Below are 20,621 nucleotides of genomic sequence, written 5' to 3'. Positions count from 1 at the left end.
CCCGCGAACCGGTGCTAGGTCTAGCAGCTTCCCCTGCTAGACCTAGCACCCCCGCTAGCACCTCATCCGCTGATCTACCAGCGAACTAGCGTCTAGCGCTCCACCTGCGAAAACCCCGAAAACCGCTTTGGAGGCCCCCGTGGGATCCCTCATCGTCCTGCTAGTCCTGTGCCTGCCCGCTGTAACTGTCAGTTACATCGGCTTCTGTCTCGTCTCCCCGTGGGGCACCTGCCGACGATGCGGCCCCGCGACCACGGCCAACCGCCGCACCTGCCGCACCTGCGACGGCACCGGCATGCGCCCACGCATCGGCTGGCGCCTGTATGTCCACTTCCGCCGCCTGCACCGCGACGGCACCCGATGACCCACCACCAAGAGGGGCGCCCCACCATGCCCGCACCCGACGCCACCCGCCCGACCATCCCCACCCGGCAGCAGCTCGGGACCTACGATTTTCAGACCTGGCGCGTCGTCCCCGCCGAGTCCAACCCCAACGCCCACCCCGGCGGCCGGTGGGCCATCGCCGCCGGCGACGAGGAATGGGACCTCTACATCGAGGTAGCCGACGCCGAGGAATCCCGGACGGTCGCCGAGTTCGTCGTGTCCGCCGTCCAGACCCACGCCGAACACCTGCGCCACGCCGCCGCCGTAGACGACATCCGTACCGAGGTCGAACATCTGCGCGCCACCCGGCACGACGCCACCACCCCTTACCACCACGAAATCGCCCGCCTGACCGAAGCGACCGCCGCACTCGGCGAGATCGCCCAGCACATCGCCACGGCCAGACAGCACCGGCGCCACCCCGGCGACCAGGCCCTACGCGAGCGCGTCGTTCACCTGGCCGCGCTGCTGGCGCTGTGGCTTCACGCCGACAGCGCCCTCTCGTGACCACCGGCCACAGCGCCACCCGTAGACGACCGAAGGGAGACGACGCTATGACCGATCTGTCCGCGTGGTGTGAGCGGGTTATCCACGGCCCCGGCGGCAGAACTTCTGGGGGCGCCGCGTGACCACGCCGCTCACCCTCGGGTCGGTGTGCACCGGGTACGGCGGCCTTGACCTAGCCGTGGCCGCCGTGCTCGGCGCCCGGCCGGTCTGGGTCGCCGACCCCGGCCCCGCCGCCGCGCGCATTCTGGCCCACCGCTTCCCGCACTTGCCCAACCTCGGCGACATCACAGCCCTCAACTGGGCCGACGTCGAACCCGCCGACATCCTCACCGCGGGTTTCCCCTGCCAAGACCTCAGCTACGCCGGACGCGGCGCCGGTATCCGGGAGGACACCCGAAGTGGACTGTGGTTCACCATCGCCCGTGCCATCGGTGCGCTACGACCCCGCCTTGTCGTGCTGGAGAACGTCCGGGCCATCGTTGGTCGGCGACCTGGTCTTGACGTCGTCCTCGCTGACCTTGCCCGTCTCGGGTTCGATGCGAACTGGACATGTCTACGAGCGTCCGACATCGGCGCCCCCCACCGCCGCGAACGCTGGTTCTGCCTGGCCTGGCCTGCCGACACCACGCGCCCGCGACAGCAAGGGACCCGGCTACCGCGACGACCTGCCCACGACGGTGGAGACGCTGCTGCCCACCCCGACCACCTCAGAGGGCACCGGGACCGGGCACGCGGCCCGCGGGGGGATGAACCTGCGGCACACCGTGTCCCTGCTGCCGACGCCTCGGGCGTCGGAACGGGAGAACCGGCAGACCAAACGCTCACCCTCGCAGGAAGCGGGCAGGCACGGCCTGTGCCTGGCCGCCGAGGTGGCAGCCCTGTTGCCGACGCCGAGGGCGACCGACGGCACCAAAGGCGGCCCCAACCAGCGGGGCAGCTCGGGGGACCTGACGCTTCCCTCCGCGACCCACCGGATTGGGGACAGTACGGCCCCGCCATCGCCCGATGGGAAGCCATCACCGGCCGCCCGGCACCTCGGCCAACTGACCATCGACGACGCCTATCCCCCCGATTCGTCGAATGGCTGATGGATCTGCCCGGCGGATGGGTCACCGACGTCCCCGACCTGACCCGCAACCACCAGTTACACGCCCTGGGCAACGGCGTGCTCCCCGCACAGGCCATCGCCGCCCTTCACACCCTCCTACCCGACCACCTCGCCACCGACGTCAAGGACGCGGCGTGATCGGCCGGACCTACCTCGAACGCGGGCGCCCCGTCGTGGTCCTCATTCACTGGGGACCCGGCGGCGGCCCCCGCAACGTGCTCATTCAGCGCGCGGACGGCACCAAGGTCGTGCGCCCGTTCCGGGGCCTACGCCGCCCTAAGGAGGACACCAGCGATGCCACCGGTTGACCTGACGCGGTACGCCCTGGCCGCCGCCGCTCGCGGCTGGCACATCTTCCCGCTCACCCCCGGCGACAAGCGCCCTCTTCGCGGGTTCACCGACTGGGAGCGCCACGCCACCACCGACGCCGACCTCATCTGCCGGACCTGGACGCGCGGCCCGTTCAACATCGGCGTTGCGTGCGGTCCCTCCCGGCTCGTGGTGCTTGATCTGGACACGCCCAAGCCCGGCGATACACCACCATCCGCGTGGGACCTGCCCGGCGTCGCCGAGGGCGCCGACGTGCTCGCCCTGCTGTGCGAGCAGTCCGGCCATCCGTTCCCGACTCTGGAGACCTTCCAAGTCCGAACGCGCCGAGGCGGGACGCACCTGTACTACGCCGCCCCGGCTGGCAGCACGTTGGGGAACAGCAGCGGGAAACTCGGCTGGCTGATCGACACCCGCGCCGCCGGCGGCTATGTGGTCGGCCCCGGCAGCGTCGTCGATTTCCCGGACGGAGCCGGACGATATGAGGTCATCCACCCCGCCGACCCGGCCCCGTTGCCCGGTTGGCTGGCTGCCCGGCTGACGACGACCGCCCCCGTACCTGCCGCCGGTACCTCCGTGGGGGACGTACTGGCCTTCTCCGGCGGTGACCGCGCCGCAGGGTACGCCCTCGCCGCACTCCGTGGGGAGGTGGAACGAGTCCTCGCCGCGGCCCCCGGCACGCGGAACGACACGCTCAACGCCGCCGCGTTCGCCCTTGGGCAGCTCACCGCCGCCCGGTTACTGCCGCGCCACCTGGCCGAATCGGCGCTACAAACCACGGCCGAGGCCATCGGACTCGCTTCTCGCGAAGCCTTCGCCACTATCCGCTCAGGACTGAACTCCGGCGAACGTCAACCACGGAGGGCAGCATGACCGCTAACCGGCCGGACATCAGCGCCGACTCCATCCTGAACCAGGTCAGCGCCGGTCAAGTACTGACCGACTTGCACACACAAGACCGGCATAACTGGGAAACCCCCGCGCCGTTCGGGCAGCGGAGCGAGTTGCCGCCCTTCCCGGCCCACGTGTTCCCCACCTGGGTAGCCGAGCACATGTCCGCGGTCGCCGAGGAAACGCAGACCCCGCTCGATCTCGCAGGCTGCGTCGGCATGGCCGCACTGTCCACCGCCGCCGGAGGGCGAGCCGTGGTCAACGTCCGCGGCTCGTGGGTCGAGCCGGTCAACCTGTTCGTCATGGTGGCCATGCCACCCGGCTCGCGCAAGTCCGCGGTGTTCCGGGACATGACCGCACCGCTACGGCACGCCGAGAAGACCCTGACCGACAGCGTCACTCCGCGCATCGTTGAAGCCGAGGTGGCCCGCCGCCTCGCCCTGGAGGTCGCCGAGAAGGCTGCCCGCTCCGCCACCACTGCCCGCGGTGAGGCTGCGCCCGAGGCCGTAGCCGAGGCGCAAAGCGCCGCGCTGGCCGTGGAAGGCATCCATGTGCCCGTCAAGCCCCGGCTTGTCGCCGACGACATCACGCCCGAGGCGGCGGCAAGCCTCCTGGCCGAACAGGGCGGACGGCTGGCCGTGCTCAGCGCCGAGGGCGGCATCTTCGCCACCCTCGCCGGCCGCTACTCCGGAACCCCGAACCTGGACCTGTTTCTCAAGGGACACGCCGGAGACACGCTGATCGTGGACCGGCGAGGCCGCACCGAGCACGTTGAACATGCCGCCCTCACGCTCGGGCTCGCCGTCCAACCCGAGATCATCGCCGACATCGCGAGCATGCCCGGATTCCGCGGCAAGGGTCTACTCGGACGCATCCTCTACAGCCTGCCGAAAAGCAACGTCGGCTATCGACGCATCGACCCGCCCCCCGTCCCTCCGCACGTCACCGAACGGTACGAGACCAACCTCCAGAAACTCGTGATCGGCATGTACGACTGGGACGACCCGGCCCGGATCGTGCTCTCCCCCGAGGCCGCCGAAGTCTTCGCCAACCACCGGCGCCGGACCGAACCTCGGCTACGCCCGGACTCCGGCGACCTCGGCCACATCGCCGATTGGGCGGGAAAGTTCGACGGTGCCGTAGCCCGCATGGCCGGCCTGATCCACCTCGCCACCCACATTGACGACGGCTGGCGCCACCCGATCAGCGCCGACACCATGAACGCCGCCGCCACCCTCGGCGAGTACTTCACCGCTCACGCACTCGCCGCGTTCGACGCGATGGGCGCCGACCCCGAATTGGAAGGCGCCCGGGCGGTCCATGCCTGGCTACAACGCACACGCCCCGAGCGCTTCACCGTCCGCGAGGCGTTCACCGCGCTCCCCCGCAGCCGCTTCCGCAAGGTCGCCGACCTGGTAACGCCACTCGATGTCCTCGAACAACTCGGCTGGATCCACCGCGAGCCCGAACCACCCCGCACCGGCCCCGGCCGCCGGCCGTCCCCCGCGTACGCCGTCCACCCAAGCCTCTGCACTCAGCGATAGCGCACCCGCAACGGAAGGAGCTGCCGTATGCCCTCGGCTATCAAGCCGAACGAGAAGCTCACAGTCCGCCAACTCTGCGAGGAACTGCAAATCTCCACATCGACTTTTTACGACTGGCGCCAGAAAGGCACCGCGCCAAAGTGCATCCGCATCCCGAACGGCGACCTCCGTATCCGCAGAGCGGACTTTGAGAGGTGGCTGGACGAGCACGAGGACGCCGCTTGATGGACAACATCACCTACAGCGTGCGCTTCTGGAAGACCAAGACCTACAAAGGCGCGAAGGTAACGACCCACACGGTTCGGTGGGTCGTCGGTGGCCGCGAATGGAAGGAGCCATTCCGGAACGTAGCGCAAGCCGAAAGCTTCCGGGCGCGCCTGATGACTGCGGCCCGTGAAGGGGAAGCCTTCGACACCCGCACCGGCCGCCCGATCTCCTGGAAGCGCGAAGAGTCCGCTCTGAGCTGGTACGCCTTCACCCTGGCCTACGTCGATGCCAAATGGCCGTACGCTTCCCCGAACCACCGCCGAGGAATCGCCGAGGCCCTCACCGATGCGACCGAAGCCCTTCTGACCAGCGAGGCGGGTGCGCCCCGAGACCTCCGGCGCGCCGCACTTCGCTGGGCCTACAGCACACGCATTCGAGATAACGTGCGACCGCCCGCCGACCTGATTCAGGTCATTCGATGGCTGGAACAGCACACGGTCCAGGTGGCTGCGTTCACCGAACCCGGCAAGGGCGCGATCCTAGCTCGCGCCGTACTCGACAGAGTCAGCCGTACCAAAGACGGCGAATTGGCAGCGCCGAATACCGCCAACCGCAAGCGAATGGTTCTAAATAACGCAATGGAACACGCCCGCGAGATGGGCTTACTACCAGCCAACCCCCTCAAGGCCGTGAAGTGGACAAAGCCCCGCACCCTCACCACGGTGGACCCTCGAACCGTCATCAACACCGAACAGGCCCGGCGATTTCTCGGGGCAGTCCGACGGCGCGGCGAACGCGGAGCGCGAATGCAGGCATTTTTCGGCTGCATGTACTACGCCGCGCTACGGCCGGAGGAAGCCATTGACCTCCGGCGCGAACACCTCGTGAGTCTGCCGGACGACGGATGGGGAGAAATGCGGCTCACCAACGCCGAACCCCGCGCCGGAAGCCGCTGGACCAACAACGGCCGGCCACGCGAGCGCCGCGCCCTCAAGCACCGAGCGGACGGCGAGACACGGCCGGTACCGATTCACCCCGAGCTGGCGACCCTCCTACGGGCGCACCTGAAGGAGTTCGGCACTGGCCCCGAAAGGCGCGTGTTCATCGGCCCCCGCGGCGGGCTGATGACCGACCGCGCATACCTCAAGGTATTCCACGAAGCCCGAGAACAGGCGTTCACCGCCGATGAAGCTGCCTCACCGCTCATGGATGTCCCCTACGCCCTCCGGCACGCCGCCGTGTCCACGTGGCTCAACGCTGGCGTCCCTGCGCCTCAGGTCGCCGAGTGGGCAGGACACAGCGTGGACGTGCTCTTGCGAGTATACGCGAAGTGCATCCACGGGCAGCAGGGCGAAGCCCTGCGCCGCATTCTCGACGCCACGACATCCTGAACGGAGGGGCACCAATGTCATGACGCGCCAATGTGAGGCGTTCTCATTGTGCAGTGAAGGTGCTGCGCCGAAGGTCCCCGAGACGCATGGCGCAGCATTCACCGTCATTCCTACTTCTTTGACAACCGAGACCGGCGCCAGAAGACATAGATCATGACAAGGGCCAACGACTGGAGCACCATGAGTCCGATCGCCAGAGGGGCGGGGTACGAAGCCAAAACTTCAGCGTTGGCCAGGGGGATAACGAGCTGAGCAGCCATCGCGGCGGTCGCCACTCCCGCTTCGAAAAGCTGATCGAGATTTTTCGAGGTGACGTTGGCCCTGGCCGTCAGTCCAGTTCCATCAGGGGCCTGGAGGGCGATTGTGGCGTGTGCCTTTTCGGTGGGCTCACCCTCAGCGGTAACAGGAAGGGTACGGGGAGAGGTCGACATGAGTCTCCTTTCGAAGAGGACCGTTCTGCCAATGCAGAACTAGGGAGCCCTCATCCAATGCCGACCGTACGATCACCTATGGGTCAAACCAGGTAGATGCGGACGATCGTTTACGTGCTGTCATCTGTCTCTCCCTTTGTTGGCGCTACTGCGCTGGGACGGAGCTTAGCCCATCCCGAGACGGCTCTGCATCAGTTTGATGCAGACGGTACATGGATCAGTAGTGTTTTGACTGCTCGATGTGCGACCATGAGACTGGGAAGCTGTAGGTTTGATCACTGCCAGCGTCAACCAACCGATCCGAGGAGGTGCATGATGACTCCGAATCCAAGCCCTTCCCCTCGCCAGGTCGTGGCTGAGCGCATAACGGTTGGCCTCGTACCGCGCGTGGCGGAGCAACTTCAGAAGCTTCAGGAGAGCACGGGCCTTTCCAAGACAGACTTGGTGAACAGAGCGATCAGTGTCTACGAGTTCTTGGAGACCGAGGCAGCCCAGGGGAACGATGTCATGGTCCGCAAGCACGACACAGGTGAAACCTTGATCATCAAGATCCTGTAAGCGCCCACATCGCCGTATACGGGAGACGGATCTGGCAGATCCGTGCGTCCATCCCCAGAACCCCCCGCGACGCATGAGAAGTTGGCCGCGTATTGGCCGCAGCGAGCCGTAGAGCACCGTTGTCAGCCGTAGACGGCCGGACATACAGCAAGAGGCCCGTCACCACGTTTCCGCTGGTGACGGGCCTCTTTTGGCTGGTGTGGCAGGTCCAGGGTTCGAACCTGGGTAGGCTGAGCCGACGGTTTTACAGACCGCTCCCTTTGGCCACTCGGGCAACCTGCCTGGGGTCTCCTTGCGGGGACAGGTAGAAGAATAGCGGACTTCCGGGGTGACTGTGACAACGGGCGGGGTGGTGGGCTGCACAGGGGGGTGGGTTGGTCGCTAGGGTCGGGGTGGAGTAGAGAGGATCGTTGATTCGATGGCCGACAGTAGCTTCGATGTGGTTAGCAAGATCGACCGGCAGGAGGTCGACAACGCGTTGAACCAGACGGTCAAGGAGGTGGGGCATCGCTTCGACTTCAAGGGGACGGGGGCTTCGATCGGCTGGTCGGGGCAGAAGGACATTGAGATCAAGGCGAACAGCGAGGAGCGGGCCAACGCTGTCCTTGATGTGTTCCGGGAGAAGATCATCAAGCGGGGGTTGTCGCTGAAGGTGCTGGATCCTGGGGAGCCCAAGTTGTCGGGGAAGGAGTACCGGCTGGTGGTGGGGCTCAAGGAGGGGATCGACCAGGAGCACGCCAAGAAGATCTCGAAGATCATTCGGGATGAGGGGCCCAAGGGGGTCAAGGCGCAGATCCAGGGGGAGGAGCTGCGGGTCAGCTCCAAGAAGAAGGACGAGTTGCAGGATGTGATCGCCTTGCTGAAGGGCAAGGATCTGGACATCGCTCTGCAGTTCACGAACTATCGGTAGTTGCCGGGGTTGAGGGATTTGGTCCGGTGGGGGGCTGGGCGCTCGGGGGCCCGCCCCGAACCGGAGTGCACGCGCGGGGGCCCGTCCCCAATCGGAGTGCACGCGCGGGGGCCGTCCCGAACCGGGGTGCACGCTCGGGGGGCCGTCCCGAACCGGGGTGCACGCTCGGGGGGTCCGCCCCAAACCGGAGTGCACGTTCGGGGACCCGTCCCGAACCGGAGTGCACACTCGGGGGCCCGCCCCAAACCGGGGTGCACACTCGGGGGGCCCGTTCCGAACCGGGGTGCACGCTCCGGCATGCCGGGGGGCTCCAAGGGGGTCGTAGGGGGTGGGCCGGGTGTTGAGGGTGGCATCGTCGCGTCGGCCATGAAGGGGCTTACGCACGGCCGGAACCTGGTGGGAGGGGCTCTGACCATATGTGGTGGGCCGTGCGGGGGGGCTGAGGTGCGTGGGCGGTGGGCTTTTACTCCTTTGGGCGGAGATGCGTAACCCCGTCAAGTGAGCATTTCCGCGTGTGTACAGCGTGTTCTTGGTGGCGCACCATTGCCGGTTGTCACGAGAAGCTCGCGGAAGAGGAGTGACGCTGTGCGGAAGCTGACGTTGACCGCGTTCATGACGTTGGACGGGGTTGTGCAGGGGCCGGGGACGGCTGTGGAGGACACCAGTGGGGGGTTCGACAAGGGCGGGTGGCTGATGCCGTTCGCTGACGCGGACATGGACGAGATCGTCAACGAGTGGTTCTTGCAGGCGGACGACTTCCTGTTCGGGCGGCGGACATACGAGATCTTCGCGGCGCACTGGCCGAACGTCGTCGACGAGGACAACCCCGTTCCCACGCGGCTGAACAAGCTGCCGAAGTACGTCGTGTCGACCACTCTCACGTCGTTGGAGTGGAGCAACTCGTACCTCATCTCGGGGGACGTCGTCGAGGAGGTGGCCCGTCTCAAGGCGCAGCCGGGGAACGAGCTGCAGGTGCACGGGAGCGGGGTGCTGGCGCGGACGTTGATCGAGCACGGGCTCGTCGACGAGTACCGGCTGTGGTCGTTCCCGATCTTCCTCGGGAGCGGGAAGCGGATGTTCGAGGGGGGGAGCGTTCCGCGGACGCTCAAACTGGTGACCAGCCGGACGACGAGCACGGGGGCGATGGTCCACACGTACCAGCCGGCGTGAGCCTCAGGTGATCGGGTCGATCATGATGTGCGGGTCCAGGAGGGCCAGTTGGTCGCCCCGGTCGGTGAGGACGGGCCAGTGGGTCTGGCGGGCGCACCACACGACGTGGCCGGCGACGACGTCGTTGGAGCCGTCGAGCAGTTCACCGATGTCGGGGGCCTTTCCCGCGGTCAGGTCGTCGATGGTGACGCCGGGGCCCATGATGAGGTCGAAAAGCTCCGCCTGGGTGTCGAGCGGGGCGATCGAGTACACGGCGGCCAATGCGGACGACGGCACGCAGAGGCCGCCTCCTCGGTAGAGGCACATCGCGACGATGTGGCGCGAGTAGCGGGTCTTGGCGACGGCGATGTCGACGAGGGCGCTGACGTCCAGGACGCGTCCGGGGATCATGACACCCGCGTCCGGGGCACGGGGGGACGGACGGCCTGCGACCATTCCTCGTCGGTCAGCGGCTCGACGTTGAGTGCGGCCGCGGCGGCGGCGAGGTCCTCGCGGTCGAGACTCCAGCGGGCCATGAGGGTCACGGCGGCCTGTCTGCCGTCGATATGGCGCTGGACGGCGCCGCGGATGATGTCTTCGACCCTGCGGCCTTCCAGGTGCGCCTGGCGCATGAGGGCCTCTGTCTGGAGGTCGTTCAGACGGATGCTGAAAGAGGAGTGCCCCATATCCGTGACGGTAGACGCATATTCGTACGGAGGCACCCCCCAAGAGTGACGGGGTTGAACTTTTGTGGTCTCCCTGGTCACATATGCGCCACCGGCGTGCATGATCAGCCGCGTATCTGACGCCGAATCGTGACCCAACCATCCCGGTTTGTCCGGCATCTATTGAGGTGACGAAAGGAGCGCCATGAAGCGTGCGCGTACGCTCGCCCTGCTCGCGGTGGCCACCGCGGCGACGGTGAGCATGACGACGGGTCCGGCGGAGGCGAGGACGGGAGCCGCCTCCGCCACCATATCCTCGAAAAGCACCACAAAGAGCATGACTAGCGGACAAACCGTGCGTTATGCCTGGTTGAATTCATGCGTGAAAGGCGATTTCAGCCGCCCGTGCGGGTCGTGGAAGCTGACCTTGAGCAACGGCAAGACCGTCACTCTCGCCGACGCCACCGTGTTCCCGCGCCAGGCGGACGGCAAGGTGGACAAGTCGTCCAACGCGCCGCTGGCGATCAGCGGGGACGGCAGCCGGGTCGTGTACTTCCGCAAGTCCGACCGCAAGATCGTGTGGAGGAACGCCGCCGGCGGGACGGCGCGGGCCCTGCCCGGCAAGGCGGCGAAGGTGCCGAAGGGGCTCGGGATGGCGGACCTCGCGATCAAGCTGTCCCGGGAGGGGGACCGGATCGCGATCGACTACAACGACTCCGACGGTTCGCTGCCCACGTTGCTGGTGGACCTGCGGGGCGGGGGGACGGCGACGCTGCCGGGGGTGAAGGTCGTGCAGGGGTTCAGCCCGGACGGGACGCACGTGCTCACCACCGGCTTCACCGAGGACAACACGACCGAGTTCACCGTGTACGACACCGAGGGGAACGCCGGGGAGAGCCGGGTCGTGCCGCAGGTGGTGTCCAACAACGCGCCGATCGCGCTGGCGGACGACCAGGTGACGGTGGGGCTGGTGATCAACTCGCTGACCGGCGGCACGTCGACGCTGCGGCAGTACGACCTGTCGACGGACTCGGTGTCGCCCGCGTTCGACCTCAAGGTGCCGTTCGGCGAGACGCCGTACCGGCTGTACTGGGACGAGAACGGGAAGCTGATCGTGTGGGGGGTGCGGGCGAACGATGACGGGCTGGCGGATCGGGCGACCGCCCGGCGGATCGATCCGTCTACGGGAGAGTTGACGCGGATCGACGCGTTCCCGATGAAGCCGGATGTGTGGACGTGGTGGTTGCCCGGGGAGTGAGCGACTCTTTTCGGTCCCGTATCCCGGCCGGGATACGGGACCTTTCGCGTCAGCGGCGGTAGCCGGCCATGCGTTCCAGGCGGGCCACTCTTGCCGAGGTCGAGGGGTGGGTGGTGAAGAGGCGGGCTATGCCGGTGCCCCGGAAAGGGTTGGCGATCATCAGGTGGGACGCGGAGGCCAGGCGGCTGCCTTCCGGCAGCGGGGTGGCGCGGGTGCCCATCTCTATCTTGCGGAGGGCGGAGGCCAGGCCCAGGGGGTCGCCGGTCAGCAGGGCGGCGGATTCGTCTGCCTGGTATTCGCGGGAGCGGCTGATGGCCATCTGGATCATGGCGGCGGCCACCGGGCCCAGGAACATCATCAGGAGGCCGCCGAGGAAGCCCGGGCCTTCGTCGTCGTCGGTGGAGCCGCCGAAGAAGACGGCGATGTAGCTGCAGTACGTGATGATCGTGGCCAGGGCCGCGGCCACCGAGGAGATGAGGATGTCGCGGTTGTAGACGTGGGACAGCTCGTGGGCGACGACGCCGCGTAGTTCGCGTTCGTTCAGAGTCTGCAGGATGCCGTAGGTCATGCAGATGGACGCGCGGCGGGGGTGGCGGCCGGTGGCGAAGGCGTTGGGCTGCATGGTGGGGGAGATGTAGAGGCGGGGCATCGGCTGGCGGGCGTCGGTGGAGAGTTCGCGGACGATGCGGTACAGGGTGGGTTGCTCGACTTCGCTGACCGGGCGGGCCCGCATGGCGGACAGGGCGATGCGGTCGGAGAAGAAGTAGGCCACGCCGGTGGTCAGCAGGGCGAACACGACGGCCAGCCGGAGGCCCGGGCCGCCGCCCAGCCAGGCTCCGGCGAGCAGGATCAGGGACGAGAGGGCGGCGAGGAGGACGGTGGTGCGCAGGCCGTTGTGGTGCACGGTTCCTCCCCTCCGGTGTGCTGGCTCCACCCAACCAACGCTCGTAACCAGGTCGAACGTTCCCAGTGGTCCCGGCTATCCCACGACGGAGAGGATCAACTGGGGGGCGAGGGAGAACGCGACGGAGAGCGCGAGGGCCATGGCGACGGCGACGGCGGCGGGACGGGCGGCGGCGAGACGGCCGTCTGTCAGCGTGGGGTCGCCGACGGGCGGCGTGGCAGGGGTGGGGACGAAGAGCCGGGCCATCCAGGCGAGGTAGTAGTACAGGCCGATCACGGTGTTGACGGCCATGACGACGGCGAGCCACGCGCCGCCGCCGTCCACGATCTCGCGGAAGACGACGACCTTGGCGAACAGGCCCGCGAGGCCGGGGGGGAGCCCGGCGAGGCAGACGAGGAAGAAAGCCAGGGAAAGGGCCGCGGCGGGACGGCGGAAGGCCAGGCCGCGGTGGTCGTCCAGGTCGCCTGAGCCCGGTACGAGCATGACGACGGCGAAGGCGCCGATGTTCATCGCGGCGTAGATGGCGAGGTAGGCGGTGGCGGCGCCGACGGCGTTCTCGCCCTGCACGCCGAGGGGCGCGAGGATGTAGCCGGACTGCGCGACCGACGACCAGGCGAGCAGGCGTACGGGGTCGCGCTGGCGGAGGGCGAGCAGGTTGCCGGCGGTCATGGTGAGGGCGGACAGCACCGCGACCACAGGGGACCAGAAGGCGGTCTGCCCGGCCAGGGCGATGGTGAGCACCAGGATGAGCCCGGCGAAACCGGCGGCCTTGGAGATCACCGACAGCAGGGCGGCGACCGGTAGCGGGGCACCCTGGTAGACGTCCCCGGCCCAGAAGTGGAACGGCACGGCGGCGACCTTGAACGCGAAACCGGCGATCACCAGGACGACGCCGACCGCGAGCACCCCGCCGGGGGCGGCCCCGGGGACGGGGACGGGGGCGGTGAGGCCCGCCGCGATGCGGTCGAGGTGGACCGAGCCGGTGAGCCCGTACAGCAGGGAGACACCGAAGAGCATGACCGCGGTGGAGATCACCGAGACGAGGAACAGCTTGAGTGCCGCCTCTGAGCCCTTGGCGTCGTATCGCTTCAAGGCGGCCATGGCGAAGATCGGCAGCGAGACCAGTTCCAGCGCGACCACCAGCATGATCAGGTCGCGGGACGCGGGGAGGGTGACGGCGCCGGCGAGGGTGCAGAGCAGGAGGAAGTACCACTCCCCCACCGGGATCGCGCCGGGTCGCGTGAACTGGGTCGCGGACAGCAGCACGATGACGAGCGCGGTGGTGAGGACGACGGCGGCGAACACCAGGGTGAGGTCGTCGACCACGTAGGAGCAGGCCGGGGCGGGGTGGCGGCGGTCCGGGGGGACGCAGAAGGTGCTCAGGGTGCGGCCGGCGGTGGCCTGGAGGATCACGGCGACCAGGGACGCGAGGACGCCGGCGAAGGTGACGGCCGTCAGGAGCGTGCGGGTGCGCGGGAGGAAGGCGTCCAGGAGGAGGACGAGGCCGGCCATCAGCGCCAGGATCAGGGACGGCGCGATGGCGGCGTAGTCGATCGACTGGATCACGGCGCCCCCAGGAGTGCGCGTACGGCCGGGTCGGTGACGGCGAGCAGGGCCTTCGGCCAGAGCCCGAGGGCGAGGATCAGGACGACGAGCGGGGTCCACGCGGCGAGCTCGTACGCGGTCACGTCGGGGACGGCGGGGTGCTCCCGGGCGGTGGCGTCGGGACCGGCGGCTTGCGCTTCGCGGGCGGCGAGGTCGGCGGCGGCGGCGCTGTCCTCGGGTCCCGGCCCTGTGAGCACCGCGTGCCCTTCAGGTTCGGCGGCGGCGGCGACGCGGGACGGGGGGCCGTGGGTGATCAGGGCGAGGGTGCGCAGGAAGTAGGCGGCGGTGAGGACGGTGCCGATGCCGCCGACGGCCATGTAGGTGAGGTACAGCGGACGGGACAGGGTGGACGCGGGGTCGAAGGCCGCGAGGAGGGCCAGCATCTCGCCCCAGAAGCCCGCGAGACCCGGCAGCCCCAGGGACGCCACGCACGCGAAGGTCAGCAGGGACGTCAGGTACGGCAGGGTGCCGAGCAGGCCGCTCGGCAGGCTCGCCAGCGAGGCGGTGTGGTACCGGTCCTTCAGCGACCCGACGACGAAGAACAGCAGGCCGGTGATGAGGCCGTGGGCGATGTTGCCGAAGAGGGCGGCGTTCATGCCCGCGGGGGTGAGGGTGGCGAGGCCGAGCAGCACGAAACCCATGTGGCCGACCGAGGAGTAGGCGATCAGCCGTTTGAGGTCGCGCTGCGCGAGGCACGCCAGCGAGCCGTAGACGATGCCGGTCACGCCGAGCGCCCCGAGCCACGGCGCGAGGACCTCGGCGCCCTCCGGCAGGACGGGCAGGGCGATGCGGGCGAAGCCGTAGGTGCCCATCTTGAGCAGGACGCCCGCCAGCAGCACCGACCCCACGGTGGGGGCCTCGGTGTGGGCGGCGGGCAGCCAGGTGTGCAGCGGCCACATGGGCGCCTTCACCGCGAACCCGGCGCCGACCGCGAGGAACGCGATGATCTGCGCGGCACGCGGGATGCCCTCGCCGTGCCGTTCCGTCAGGCGCACCATGTCGAGGGTGCCGGCGTGGCTCCAGATCAGCAGCAGGCCGAGCAGCAGGACGGCCGAGCCGAGCAGGGTGTACAGGATGAACTTGACGGCCGCCGCGCGCCGCTCGGGCCCGCCCCAGACGGCGATCACGAAGTACATCGGGATCAGCACGATCTCGAAGAAGACGAAGAACAGCAGCAGGTCGAGCGCGAGGAACGTGCCGATCATGCCGACTTCCAGCACCAGCAGCGTGAACGCCAGCTCGGGGAACCTCCCCTGCTCGGGGCGGTGCCGCACGAGGTACAGGAAGCACAGGAACGTCAGCAGCGCCGTCAGCACGACCAGCGGCAGCGAGATGCCGTCCACGCCGAGGTGGAAACGCAGGTCGAGCCCGGGGATCCACTCCCGGTCCACCTGGAGCTGCATGCGGCCGGCCCTGCCGTAGTCGAACACGGCGGCGGCGGCGAGGGCCAGCGCCAGCGTGACCCCGGACACCACGACCCCGTACCAGGGCACGACCTGCGCGGTCTCCCCGGAGGAGGGACGGCGGGCGAGCAGCACCAGCAGCACGACGGCGCCGGCGAGCGGCGCGGCGAGCAGCGCGACGAGGATCATCGGGCCACCACCCGTGTGAGGCGCGCGGGGATCATCCGAACACCACCGCCCCCACCGCGAGGATGAGCAGGCCGGCGAGCACACCCGTGAGGTAGAGCTGCAGGTTGCCGGTCTGTCCGCGCCGCAGCAGCCCGGCGAGGGACGTGGTGGCGGTGCCCGAGCCGCGGACGGCGCCGTCCACCACCGTGTCGTCGGCGCGGGCGACCACCCGGGCCAGCCACATCACCGGGCGGACGAAGACCAGGGCGTACAGCGTGTCCACGTAGAAGGCGTTCTCGCAGGCGGGACGCAGCGGGCCGAGCAGCCGGGCCGGGTCCCGCGCGGGCGCGGCGCGCCAGGCGGCGTAGACCAGGCCCGCGCCGATCAGCGCGGCCAGCACGCTGAGCACGGCGGACGGCCACGCGACCAGCCCCACGCCGGTGAGGCCGAGCAGCAGCGCGGGCACCGCCAGCACGCCGATGGGCCACAACATGGACGAGGGCGCCTCCCGGCCGTCCCAGACGTGCGCCACGCCGGGCTCGGGCTCGGGCAGCGGCACGGCGGCCACCCGGGGCTCGCCGAAGAAGGTGCGCAGCCACGCGCGGGCGGCGTACGCGCCGGTGACCGCGACGGTGAGGATCGCGCAGACGAGCAGCAGCCACGCGGTGACCCCGGCGAGCGGCGCACCCTCGGCCGCGGCGTGCTCGACGGCGGCGAGCACCGCGTCCTTGCTGAAGAAGCCGCTGGCGGGGGGCAGGCCGGCGAGGGCGGCGAAGCCGATGGTCATCGCGGGGAAGGTGATCGTCATGGTGCGCCGCAGGCCGCCCATGTGGCTCATCATGTTGGACCCGACGGCGTGGATGACCGCGCCCGCGCACAGGAACAGCAGCGCCTTGAACGCGCCGTGCGTGACGAGGTGGAACACCGCCGCGGTGTCGGACCCGGCGGCGAGGCCGCCCGCCATGTACGCGAGCTGGCTGATCGTCGAGTACGCCAGCACCCGTTTCAGGTCGTCCTGGGCGAGGGCGGCGAGCGCGGCGCCCAGCATGCCGAGGGACGCGAGCACGGCGAGGGTGTTCAGCGTGGCGGGGGCGCCGAGGAAGGCGGGGTAGAGGCGGGCGACGACGAAGATGCCCGCCGCGACCATGGTGGCGGCGTGGATGAGGGCGCTGATCGGGGTGGGGCCCGCCATGGCGTCCGGCAGCCAGGTGTGCAGCGGCACCTGGGCGCTCTTGCCTGCCACGCCGAGCAGGAGCAGCAGCGTCGCGGCGACCAGCGTGCCGCGCGGCATCTCGGGGACGGCGGCGAGCACGTCGGTGACGCGGAAGCTGCCGGCGGACAGGCCGAGGGTGAAGATGCCGAACAGGAAGCCGACGTCACCGGTGCGGGTGACGAGGAACGCCTTGACCGCGGCCCGGGAGTTGGCGCGGTCCTCCCACCAGTGCGCGATCAGCAGGTAGGAGCACAGGCCCATGATCTCCCAGCCGACGTACAGCACCAGCAGGTCGGCGGCGTACACGACCAGCAGCATGGCGCTGGTGAAGAGGCTGATGAAGGCGCTGTACGACGGGTAGCGGGGCTCGGCGCGCATGTACCCGACCGAGTAGATCTGCACGGCGAGCGCGACCGCGGTGACCAGGACGGCGACCACCGCGGCGAGCTGGTCCACCCGCAGGCCCACGTCGATCGGGACGGAGCCGGTGACGATCAGCGACAGGGAGCCCTCGACGGAGCCGGCAAGCCAGACGGGCGCCGCGCCCGGGCCTTCGCCGCTGTAGTCGACGTAGCTGCGCGGGAACGGGTCGCTGGTCAGCAGGTGGAGCGCCAGCCAGGACGCCAGGACGAACGAGACCGCCGCGGGCAGGACGGCGATGAGCGCGGCCCGCCGGTACGCGCCCCGGTCGACGGTGCCGGGGGTGGAGGGCGCCCAGGGGCGGCGGGTGAGCAGGAGGCCCGCGGCGGCGGCCAGGAACGGCAGCAGCACGACCGCCGCCGCGGCGACGATCACCGGGCACCGCCCCGCGCCGGGGCGGGGACGCCGTCGCCCTCGGGGATCATGTGCCCGTCAGGGGCGTCGCCGTCCGGTAAGCCGCCGTGCGGCCCGGGCGTGTCGCCGTCCGGGCCCGCGGCGGGGGGTTCGCCGCCGGGCGGGATCTCGGCGAGGTCGCGCAGGTGGTCGATCTCGACGGTGCGGCGGTTGCGGAACACGGCGAGCACGATGGCGAGGCCGACGCCGAGCTCGGCGGCGGCGATCACGATGACGAACAGGGTGAGCACCTGCCCGCCGTGCAGCGCGTCGCGCAGCCACACGTCGAAGGCCACGAGATTGAGGTTGACCGCGTTCAGCATGAGTTCCACCGACATCAGCACGAGGATCGTGTTGCGCCGGGCGAGCACGCCGTACACGCCGATCGAGAACAACAGCGCGGCGAGGACGGCGGGGTAGACGACGTGCACGTCAGTCCTTTCCGCCGATGTCGGTTCTGGACAGCACGATGGCCCCGATCAGCGCGGCCAGCAGGAGCACCGACAGCGCCTCGAACGGCAGCACCCAGTTGCGGAAGATGCTCGCCCCGAGCGGCTCGGCGGCGCCCCGTCCCGGGGTGAGCTCCGCGTACGCCGTACCGAACCCGGCGATCACGGTCGTGACCAGGACGGCGGCGGTGGCGACCCCGACGGTCAGCGCGGCCGGCCGGTTGCCGGAGTCGAGGTCGTCCGACCGCCCGATGGGTGCCCGGGTGAGCATGATCCCGAACAGGAGCAGCACCACGACGGCGCCGACGTAGATGAGCACCTGCACCCAGGCCACGAACTCCGCGGTCAGCACCAGGTAGCACCCCGCGAGCGCCCCGAACGAGACCACCAGCCACAGGGCGGCGTGCACGATCTGCCGGGTCGTCACGACCAGCAGCGCCGACCCCGCCGCCACCACCCCCAGCAGCAGGAAGACGACCTCCTGGACGGTAGGCGGCCAAAGGCCCGGCGCCGCCGCCGTCACGACTCCTCCACCGCCCCTGATCCGTCGTCCTCCCGCCGTTCGGCACCGGGCGAGGCCGGTGGAGCCGCCGGAGTGCTCCCCGGCGTGACGGGTGAGGCAGGGGTGGCCTTGGAGATCGGTGGAGCGGCGGCGGTGTCATCGGTGGCCGGGGTGGCCGGAGTGGCCGCTGGGGTGGATGAGGCCGATGGGGCCTGCTTGTCGGGAGTGGTTCTCTTGGGGAGGGATCCCGGAGGGCGGATGGCCTGGACGGCGGCGTGGCCCGTCGGGGCCGCGGCGGCCGCCGGTCTCGCGGGGCGGCCGGTGGTGGCCGGCCCCGCAGGGCGGCCGGTGGTGGTCGGCCCCGCCGGGTGGTCGGTGGTGGCCGGCCCCGCCGGGTGGTCGGTGGTGGTCGGCCCCGCCGGGTGGTCGGTGGTGGCCGGTCCCGCGGGGCGGTCGGCGGTGGACCTGGCCGGCCTCGCGGGGCGGTCGGTGGGGCCGGCGCCCTCGGAGGTGGCTCTGGGGGCTGGGCGGGTGGGCTTGGGGGTGGTGGCGGCGGCTATTTCCTTGGGTGGGGCGGCGCCGGGGTCGTGGGGTGGAGGGATGGGGATGGTCTGGGACCACTCGGCGAGTCTGTCTTTTTCGTGGAGGAGGTCGCGGATGTCGTAGTCGGCGTACTCGAACTCCGGGGTCCAGAACAGGGCGTCGAAGGGGCAGACCTCGATGCAGATGCCGCAGTACATGCACAGGGAGAAGTCGATCGCGAAGCGGTCGAGGACGTTGTGCGCGCGGGCGCGGCCGCCCTCGGGGGCGGGGGTCGTCTCCTTGTGGGAGTCGATGTAGATGCACCAGTCGGGGCACTCGCGGGCGCACAGCATGCAGACCGTGCAGTTCTCCTCGACCAGCGCGATGACGCCGCGGCTCCGCGCGGGCAGATCCGGTCGTACCTCAGGGTATTGGCGGGTGTCCGCCCTGCTCAGCATGTGGCGGAAGGTGACGGCCAGCCCCTTCGCCAAACCTTCTCCTGGTATACGAGCCACGATCCAACATCATGACGCACACAGGCGGTCTCGTGAATGCGTGACCCCCATCCACCTCCCTGGTTTTCCTGAAACATCAGTCATTCGAGGGAATTTTCCGACACGCCGACCGGCACCTTAGACCGATGCAGGGCCCTGCGCGAAGCCGTATTGTTCCCGTTATGCACCCGACCAACGGCGGCCAGGGGAGCCCGGGATCGGGGCCACCGGACCCCTCGCGGCCCGGTGATCCGGGGCCCCGGCGACGCGAACGGCCCTCCGCCCCGCCGCCCCGGTACGAACGCCCGTACGCCCCGCCGCAGGACCCGCGGCGCCCCCAACCGCCGTACGCCCCGCCGCCCCCGCACGGGGACGCGCACCACGGGCCGCACGGCGGCCCGCACCTGGGCCAGAACCCCACGCACGGCCAGTTCCCGGTCGACCGGCCCGCGCCGCACCGGCCGGAGCCGCGCCCGCACGTGCCGCCACCGCCGTTCACCCAGGGGGTCCCGCCGTACCAGCCGCCACCGCCGTCCGGCGCGGGCAGCGTACTGTGGGCGCTCGCCCCGTTGTACACCTGCGGGTTCGCCACGCCGTTCACCATGGGGTACGCGGCGGCGCGGGCCCGCAGCGCGTGGCTCGCCCTGTCGGCGCTGGTCTACGCGCTCGGCCTGGTGCTGTTCGTCACCGGCGTGGCCGCCGACGCCCCCGGCGGGGACGACACGCTGGAGATCCTCGCGGTGCTCGGGTCCACGCTGAACTGGCTCGGCGGCACCGTCCACTCCCTGATCGTGCGCAAGCACGTCTTCGAGCGCAGGGATTCTCCCAACGACCAGGCCGTGGCCATGGCGCAGTACCGCCGCGAGCTGCGGCAGCAGGCGCGGGAGCTGGCCGAGCGCGACCCGGCGCTCGCCCGCGAGCTGCGCATCGGCCGTCCCGACCTGCCCCGGCAGTACGACGACGGCGGGCTCGTGGACATGAACCACGCGCCGGCCGAGGTGATCGCCACGCTGCCCGGCATGACGGCGGAGCTGGCCCGGCGCGTCGTCACGGCCCGGGAGGAGGTCGGCGGCTTCATCTCGGCCGAGGACGTCTCCATCGCGGTGAACCTGCCACCCCACCTGAACGCCGACCTGGTGGAGCTCACGATCTATCTGCGCTGACCCGCAGGGCCGGGTGGGGAAGGTCGCGGTTTAGCACCGCATTCTCTGGCACGGC

The 20,621-nt window shown here is 69.7% G+C and carries 23 protein-coding genes, 1 tRNA gene and 2 pseudogenes; 14 read left to right on the top strand and 12 right to left on the bottom strand.

Annotation, left to right across the window (positions count from 1 at the left end):
• The first annotated feature begins 139 nt into the window (after positions 1–139).
• The 9 genes and pseudogenes from ABGB17_RS02615 (at position 140) to ABGB17_RS02575 (ending at position 6,359) form a co-directional block, all read left to right on the top strand.
• Positions 140–364 carry a hypothetical protein gene (locus ABGB17_RS02615; RefSeq protein WP_347626064.1) on the top strand — a complete coding sequence of 75 codons (225 nt, stop codon included), beginning with the start codon at positions 140–142 and terminating at the stop codon, positions 362–364.
• Positions 365–390: 26 nt separating this feature from the next.
• Complete coding sequence (locus ABGB17_RS02610; RefSeq protein WP_347626063.1) at positions 391–891, top strand: hypothetical protein; 501 nt, start codon at positions 391–393, stop codon at positions 889–891.
• A gap of 118 nt (positions 892–1,009) precedes the next feature.
• A pseudogene (locus tag ABGB17_RS02605) lies at positions 1,010–1,456 on the top strand (DNA cytosine methyltransferase); the annotation flags it as partial.
• Positions 1,428–1,979, top strand: coding sequence for a hypothetical protein (locus ABGB17_RS02600; RefSeq protein ID WP_347626333.1), 552 nt, complete (start codon positions 1,428–1,430; stop codon positions 1,977–1,979). The pseudogene ABGB17_RS02605 and the gene ABGB17_RS02600, both read left to right, overlap by 29 nt.
• The gene (locus ABGB17_RS02595; RefSeq protein ID WP_347626332.1) at positions 1,979–2,137 is read left to right on the top strand and encodes a hypothetical protein; all 159 of its coding nucleotides are present in this window, start codon (positions 1,979–1,981) and stop codon (positions 2,135–2,137) included. Before ABGB17_RS02600 ends, ABGB17_RS02595 begins: the two co-directional genes overlap by 1 nt.
• A gap of 156 nt (positions 2,138–2,293) precedes the next feature.
• Positions 2,294–3,199 carry a bifunctional DNA primase/polymerase gene (locus tag ABGB17_RS02590; RefSeq protein WP_347626062.1) on the top strand — a complete coding sequence of 302 codons (906 nt, stop codon included), beginning with the start codon at positions 2,294–2,296 and terminating at the stop codon, positions 3,197–3,199.
• Positions 3,196–4,761, top strand: a complete 1,566-nt coding sequence (locus ABGB17_RS02585) for a YfjI family protein (RefSeq protein ID WP_347626061.1) — start codon at positions 3,196–3,198, stop codon at positions 4,759–4,761. Before ABGB17_RS02590 ends, ABGB17_RS02585 begins: the two co-directional genes overlap by 4 nt.
• 27 nt (positions 4,762–4,788) lie before the next feature.
• Positions 4,789–4,986, top strand: coding sequence for a helix-turn-helix domain-containing protein (locus tag ABGB17_RS02580; RefSeq protein ID WP_347626060.1), 198 nt, complete (start codon positions 4,789–4,791; stop codon positions 4,984–4,986).
• Entirely contained in the window at positions 4,986–6,359 is a 1,374-nt protein-coding gene (locus tag ABGB17_RS02575; RefSeq protein ID WP_347626059.1) for a tyrosine-type recombinase/integrase, read from the top strand. Before ABGB17_RS02580 ends, ABGB17_RS02575 begins: the two co-directional genes overlap by 1 nt.
• 110 nt (positions 6,360–6,469) lie before the next feature.
• Here ABGB17_RS02575 and ABGB17_RS02570 read toward each other — a convergent pair whose 3' ends face one another.
• Positions 6,470–6,790, bottom strand: coding sequence for a hypothetical protein (locus ABGB17_RS02570; protein WP_347626058.1), 321 nt, complete (start codon positions 6,788–6,790; stop codon positions 6,470–6,472).
• Positions 6,791–7,141: 351 nt separating this feature from the next.
• Between ABGB17_RS02570 and ABGB17_RS02565 the strand changes: the two genes are divergently transcribed.
• A complete protein-coding gene (locus tag ABGB17_RS02565) occupies positions 7,142–7,348 on the top strand; it encodes a hypothetical protein (RefSeq protein WP_347626057.1) in 207 nt (68 codons plus the stop codon).
• 200 nt (positions 7,349–7,548) lie between these two features.
• On the opposite strand, the gene ABGB17_RS02560 is transcribed toward ABGB17_RS02565, so the two are convergent.
• A tRNA-Tyr gene (locus ABGB17_RS02560) sits at positions 7,549–7,630 on the bottom strand.
• A 136-nt stretch (positions 7,631–7,766) separates the two neighbouring features.
• Here ABGB17_RS02560 and ABGB17_RS02555 point away from each other — a divergent pair.
• Together ABGB17_RS02555 and ABGB17_RS02550 are read left to right on the top strand one after the other, a co-directional pair.
• Positions 7,767–8,258 carry a YajQ family cyclic di-GMP-binding protein gene (locus ABGB17_RS02555; protein WP_347626056.1) on the top strand — a complete coding sequence of 164 codons (492 nt, stop codon included), beginning with the start codon at positions 7,767–7,769 and terminating at the stop codon, positions 8,256–8,258.
• 585 nt (positions 8,259–8,843) lie between these two features.
• Positions 8,844–9,428 carry a dihydrofolate reductase family protein gene (locus ABGB17_RS02550; protein WP_347626055.1) on the top strand — a complete coding sequence of 195 codons (585 nt, stop codon included), beginning with the start codon at positions 8,844–8,846 and terminating at the stop codon, positions 9,426–9,428.
• 3 nt (positions 9,429–9,431) lie between these two features.
• Here ABGB17_RS02550 and ABGB17_RS02545 read toward each other — a convergent pair whose 3' ends face one another.
• The 3 genes from ABGB17_RS02545 to ABGB17_RS02535 form a co-directional block, all read right to left on the bottom strand.
• Positions 9,432–9,818: a hypothetical protein gene (locus ABGB17_RS02545; RefSeq protein ID WP_347626054.1), complete on the bottom strand. Its 387-nt coding sequence runs from the start codon at positions 9,816–9,818 to the stop codon at positions 9,432–9,434.
• Positions 9,815–10,093: a hypothetical protein gene (locus ABGB17_RS02540; protein ID WP_347626053.1), complete on the bottom strand. Its 279-nt coding sequence runs from the start codon at positions 10,091–10,093 to the stop codon at positions 9,815–9,817. Before ABGB17_RS02540 ends, ABGB17_RS02545 begins: the two co-directional genes overlap by 4 nt.
• A 159-nt stretch (positions 10,094–10,252) precedes the next feature.
• On the bottom strand, positions 10,253–10,399 hold the full coding sequence (locus ABGB17_RS02535) for a hypothetical protein (RefSeq protein WP_347626052.1): 147 nt from the start codon (positions 10,397–10,399) through the stop codon (positions 10,253–10,255).
• A gap of 55 nt (positions 10,400–10,454) precedes the next feature.
• On the opposite strand from ABGB17_RS02535, the gene ABGB17_RS02530 reads away from it, so the two are divergent.
• On the top strand, positions 10,455–11,330 hold the full coding sequence (locus ABGB17_RS02530) for a hypothetical protein (RefSeq protein ID WP_347626051.1): 876 nt from the start codon (positions 10,455–10,457) through the stop codon (positions 11,328–11,330).
• A 49-nt stretch (positions 11,331–11,379) separates the two neighbouring features.
• Here the strand turns inward: ABGB17_RS02530 and htpX are convergent, their stop codons facing one another.
• From htpX to ABGB17_RS02495, 7 genes and pseudogenes are all read right to left on the bottom strand, one after another.
• Positions 11,380–12,234 carry a zinc metalloprotease HtpX gene (gene htpX, locus ABGB17_RS02525; RefSeq protein ID WP_347626050.1) on the bottom strand — a complete coding sequence of 285 codons (855 nt, stop codon included), beginning with the start codon at positions 12,232–12,234 and terminating at the stop codon, positions 11,380–11,382.
• A 75-nt stretch (positions 12,235–12,309) separates the two neighbouring features.
• Complete coding sequence (locus ABGB17_RS02520) at positions 12,310–13,800, bottom strand: NADH-quinone oxidoreductase subunit N (protein WP_347626049.1); 1,491 nt, start codon at positions 13,798–13,800, stop codon at positions 12,310–12,312.
• On the bottom strand, positions 13,797–15,431 hold the full coding sequence (locus ABGB17_RS02515) for an NADH-quinone oxidoreductase subunit M (RefSeq protein WP_347626048.1): 1,635 nt from the start codon (positions 15,429–15,431) through the stop codon (positions 13,797–13,799). The genes ABGB17_RS02520 and ABGB17_RS02515 overlap by 4 nt, the downstream gene beginning before the upstream one ends.
• Before the next feature lie 31 nt (positions 15,432–15,462).
• Entirely contained in the window at positions 15,463–17,418 is a 1,956-nt protein-coding gene (locus tag ABGB17_RS02510) for an NADH-quinone oxidoreductase subunit L (RefSeq protein WP_347626047.1), read from the bottom strand.
• A 146-nt stretch (positions 17,419–17,564) separates the two neighbouring features.
• Positions 17,565–17,867, bottom strand: a pseudogene (nuoK, locus tag ABGB17_RS02505) (NADH-quinone oxidoreductase subunit NuoK); the annotation flags it as partial.
• A gap of 1 nt (position 17,868) precedes the next feature.
• Complete coding sequence (locus ABGB17_RS02500; protein WP_347626046.1) at positions 17,869–18,408, bottom strand: NADH-quinone oxidoreductase subunit J; 540 nt, start codon at positions 18,406–18,408, stop codon at positions 17,869–17,871.
• Complete coding sequence (locus ABGB17_RS02495) at positions 18,405–19,400, bottom strand: 4Fe-4S binding protein (protein WP_347626045.1); 996 nt, start codon at positions 19,398–19,400, stop codon at positions 18,405–18,407. Before ABGB17_RS02495 ends, ABGB17_RS02500 begins: the two co-directional genes overlap by 4 nt.
• 185 nt (positions 19,401–19,585) lie before the next feature.
• Between ABGB17_RS02495 and ABGB17_RS02490 the strand changes: the two genes are divergently transcribed.
• Complete coding sequence (locus ABGB17_RS02490; protein ID WP_347626044.1) at positions 19,586–20,566, top strand: helix-hairpin-helix domain-containing protein; 981 nt, start codon at positions 19,586–19,588, stop codon at positions 20,564–20,566.
• Positions 20,567–20,621: the final 55 nt, after the last annotated feature.

This window comes from Sphaerisporangium sp. B11E5, from assembly GCF_039871875.1.
Taxonomy (GTDB): Bacteria; Actinomycetota; Actinomycetes; order Streptosporangiales; family Streptosporangiaceae; genus Sphaerisporangium.
This window is presented reverse-complemented; position numbering and strand designations above follow the sequence as displayed.

What these genes read in the sequence shown, in the direction of transcription:
- ABGB17_RS02610 (WP_347626063.1), top strand. Translation starts at nt 391, where the DNA reads ATGCCCGCACCCGACGCCACCCGCCCGACCATCCCCACCCGGCAGCAG.
- ABGB17_RS02600 (WP_347626333.1), top strand. Translation starts at nt 1,428, where the DNA reads ATGCGAACTGGACATGTCTACGAGCGTCCGACATCGGCGCCCCCCACC.
- ABGB17_RS02595 (WP_347626332.1), top strand. Translation starts at nt 1,979, where the DNA reads ATGGATCTGCCCGGCGGATGGGTCACCGACGTCCCCGACCTGACCCGC.
- ABGB17_RS02590 (WP_347626062.1), top strand. Translation starts at nt 2,294, where the DNA reads ATGCCACCGGTTGACCTGACGCGGTACGCCCTGGCCGCCGCCGCTCGC.
- ABGB17_RS02585 (WP_347626061.1), top strand. Translation starts at nt 3,196, where the DNA reads ATGACCGCTAACCGGCCGGACATCAGCGCCGACTCCATCCTGAACCAG.
- ABGB17_RS02580 (WP_347626060.1), top strand. Translation starts at nt 4,789, where the DNA reads ATGCCCTCGGCTATCAAGCCGAACGAGAAGCTCACAGTCCGCCAACTC.
- ABGB17_RS02575 (WP_347626059.1), top strand. Translation starts at nt 4,986, where the DNA reads ATGGACAACATCACCTACAGCGTGCGCTTCTGGAAGACCAAGACCTAC.
- ABGB17_RS02570 (WP_347626058.1), bottom strand. Translation starts at nt 6,790, where the DNA reads ATGTCGACCTCTCCCCGTACCCTTCCTGTTACCGCTGAGGGTGAGCCC.
- ABGB17_RS02555 (WP_347626056.1), top strand. Translation starts at nt 7,767, where the DNA reads ATGGCCGACAGTAGCTTCGATGTGGTTAGCAAGATCGACCGGCAGGAG.
- ABGB17_RS02545 (WP_347626054.1), bottom strand. Translation starts at nt 9,818, where the DNA reads ATGATCCCCGGACGCGTCCTGGACGTCAGCGCCCTCGTCGACATCGCC.
- ABGB17_RS02540 (WP_347626053.1), bottom strand. Translation starts at nt 10,093, where the DNA reads ATGGGGCACTCCTCTTTCAGCATCCGTCTGAACGACCTCCAGACAGAG.
- ABGB17_RS02515 (WP_347626048.1), bottom strand. Translation starts at nt 15,431, where the DNA reads ATGATCCTCGTCGCGCTGCTCGCCGCGCCGCTCGCCGGCGCCGTCGTG.
- ABGB17_RS02490 (WP_347626044.1), top strand. Translation starts at nt 19,586, where the DNA reads ATGCACCCGACCAACGGCGGCCAGGGGAGCCCGGGATCGGGGCCACCG.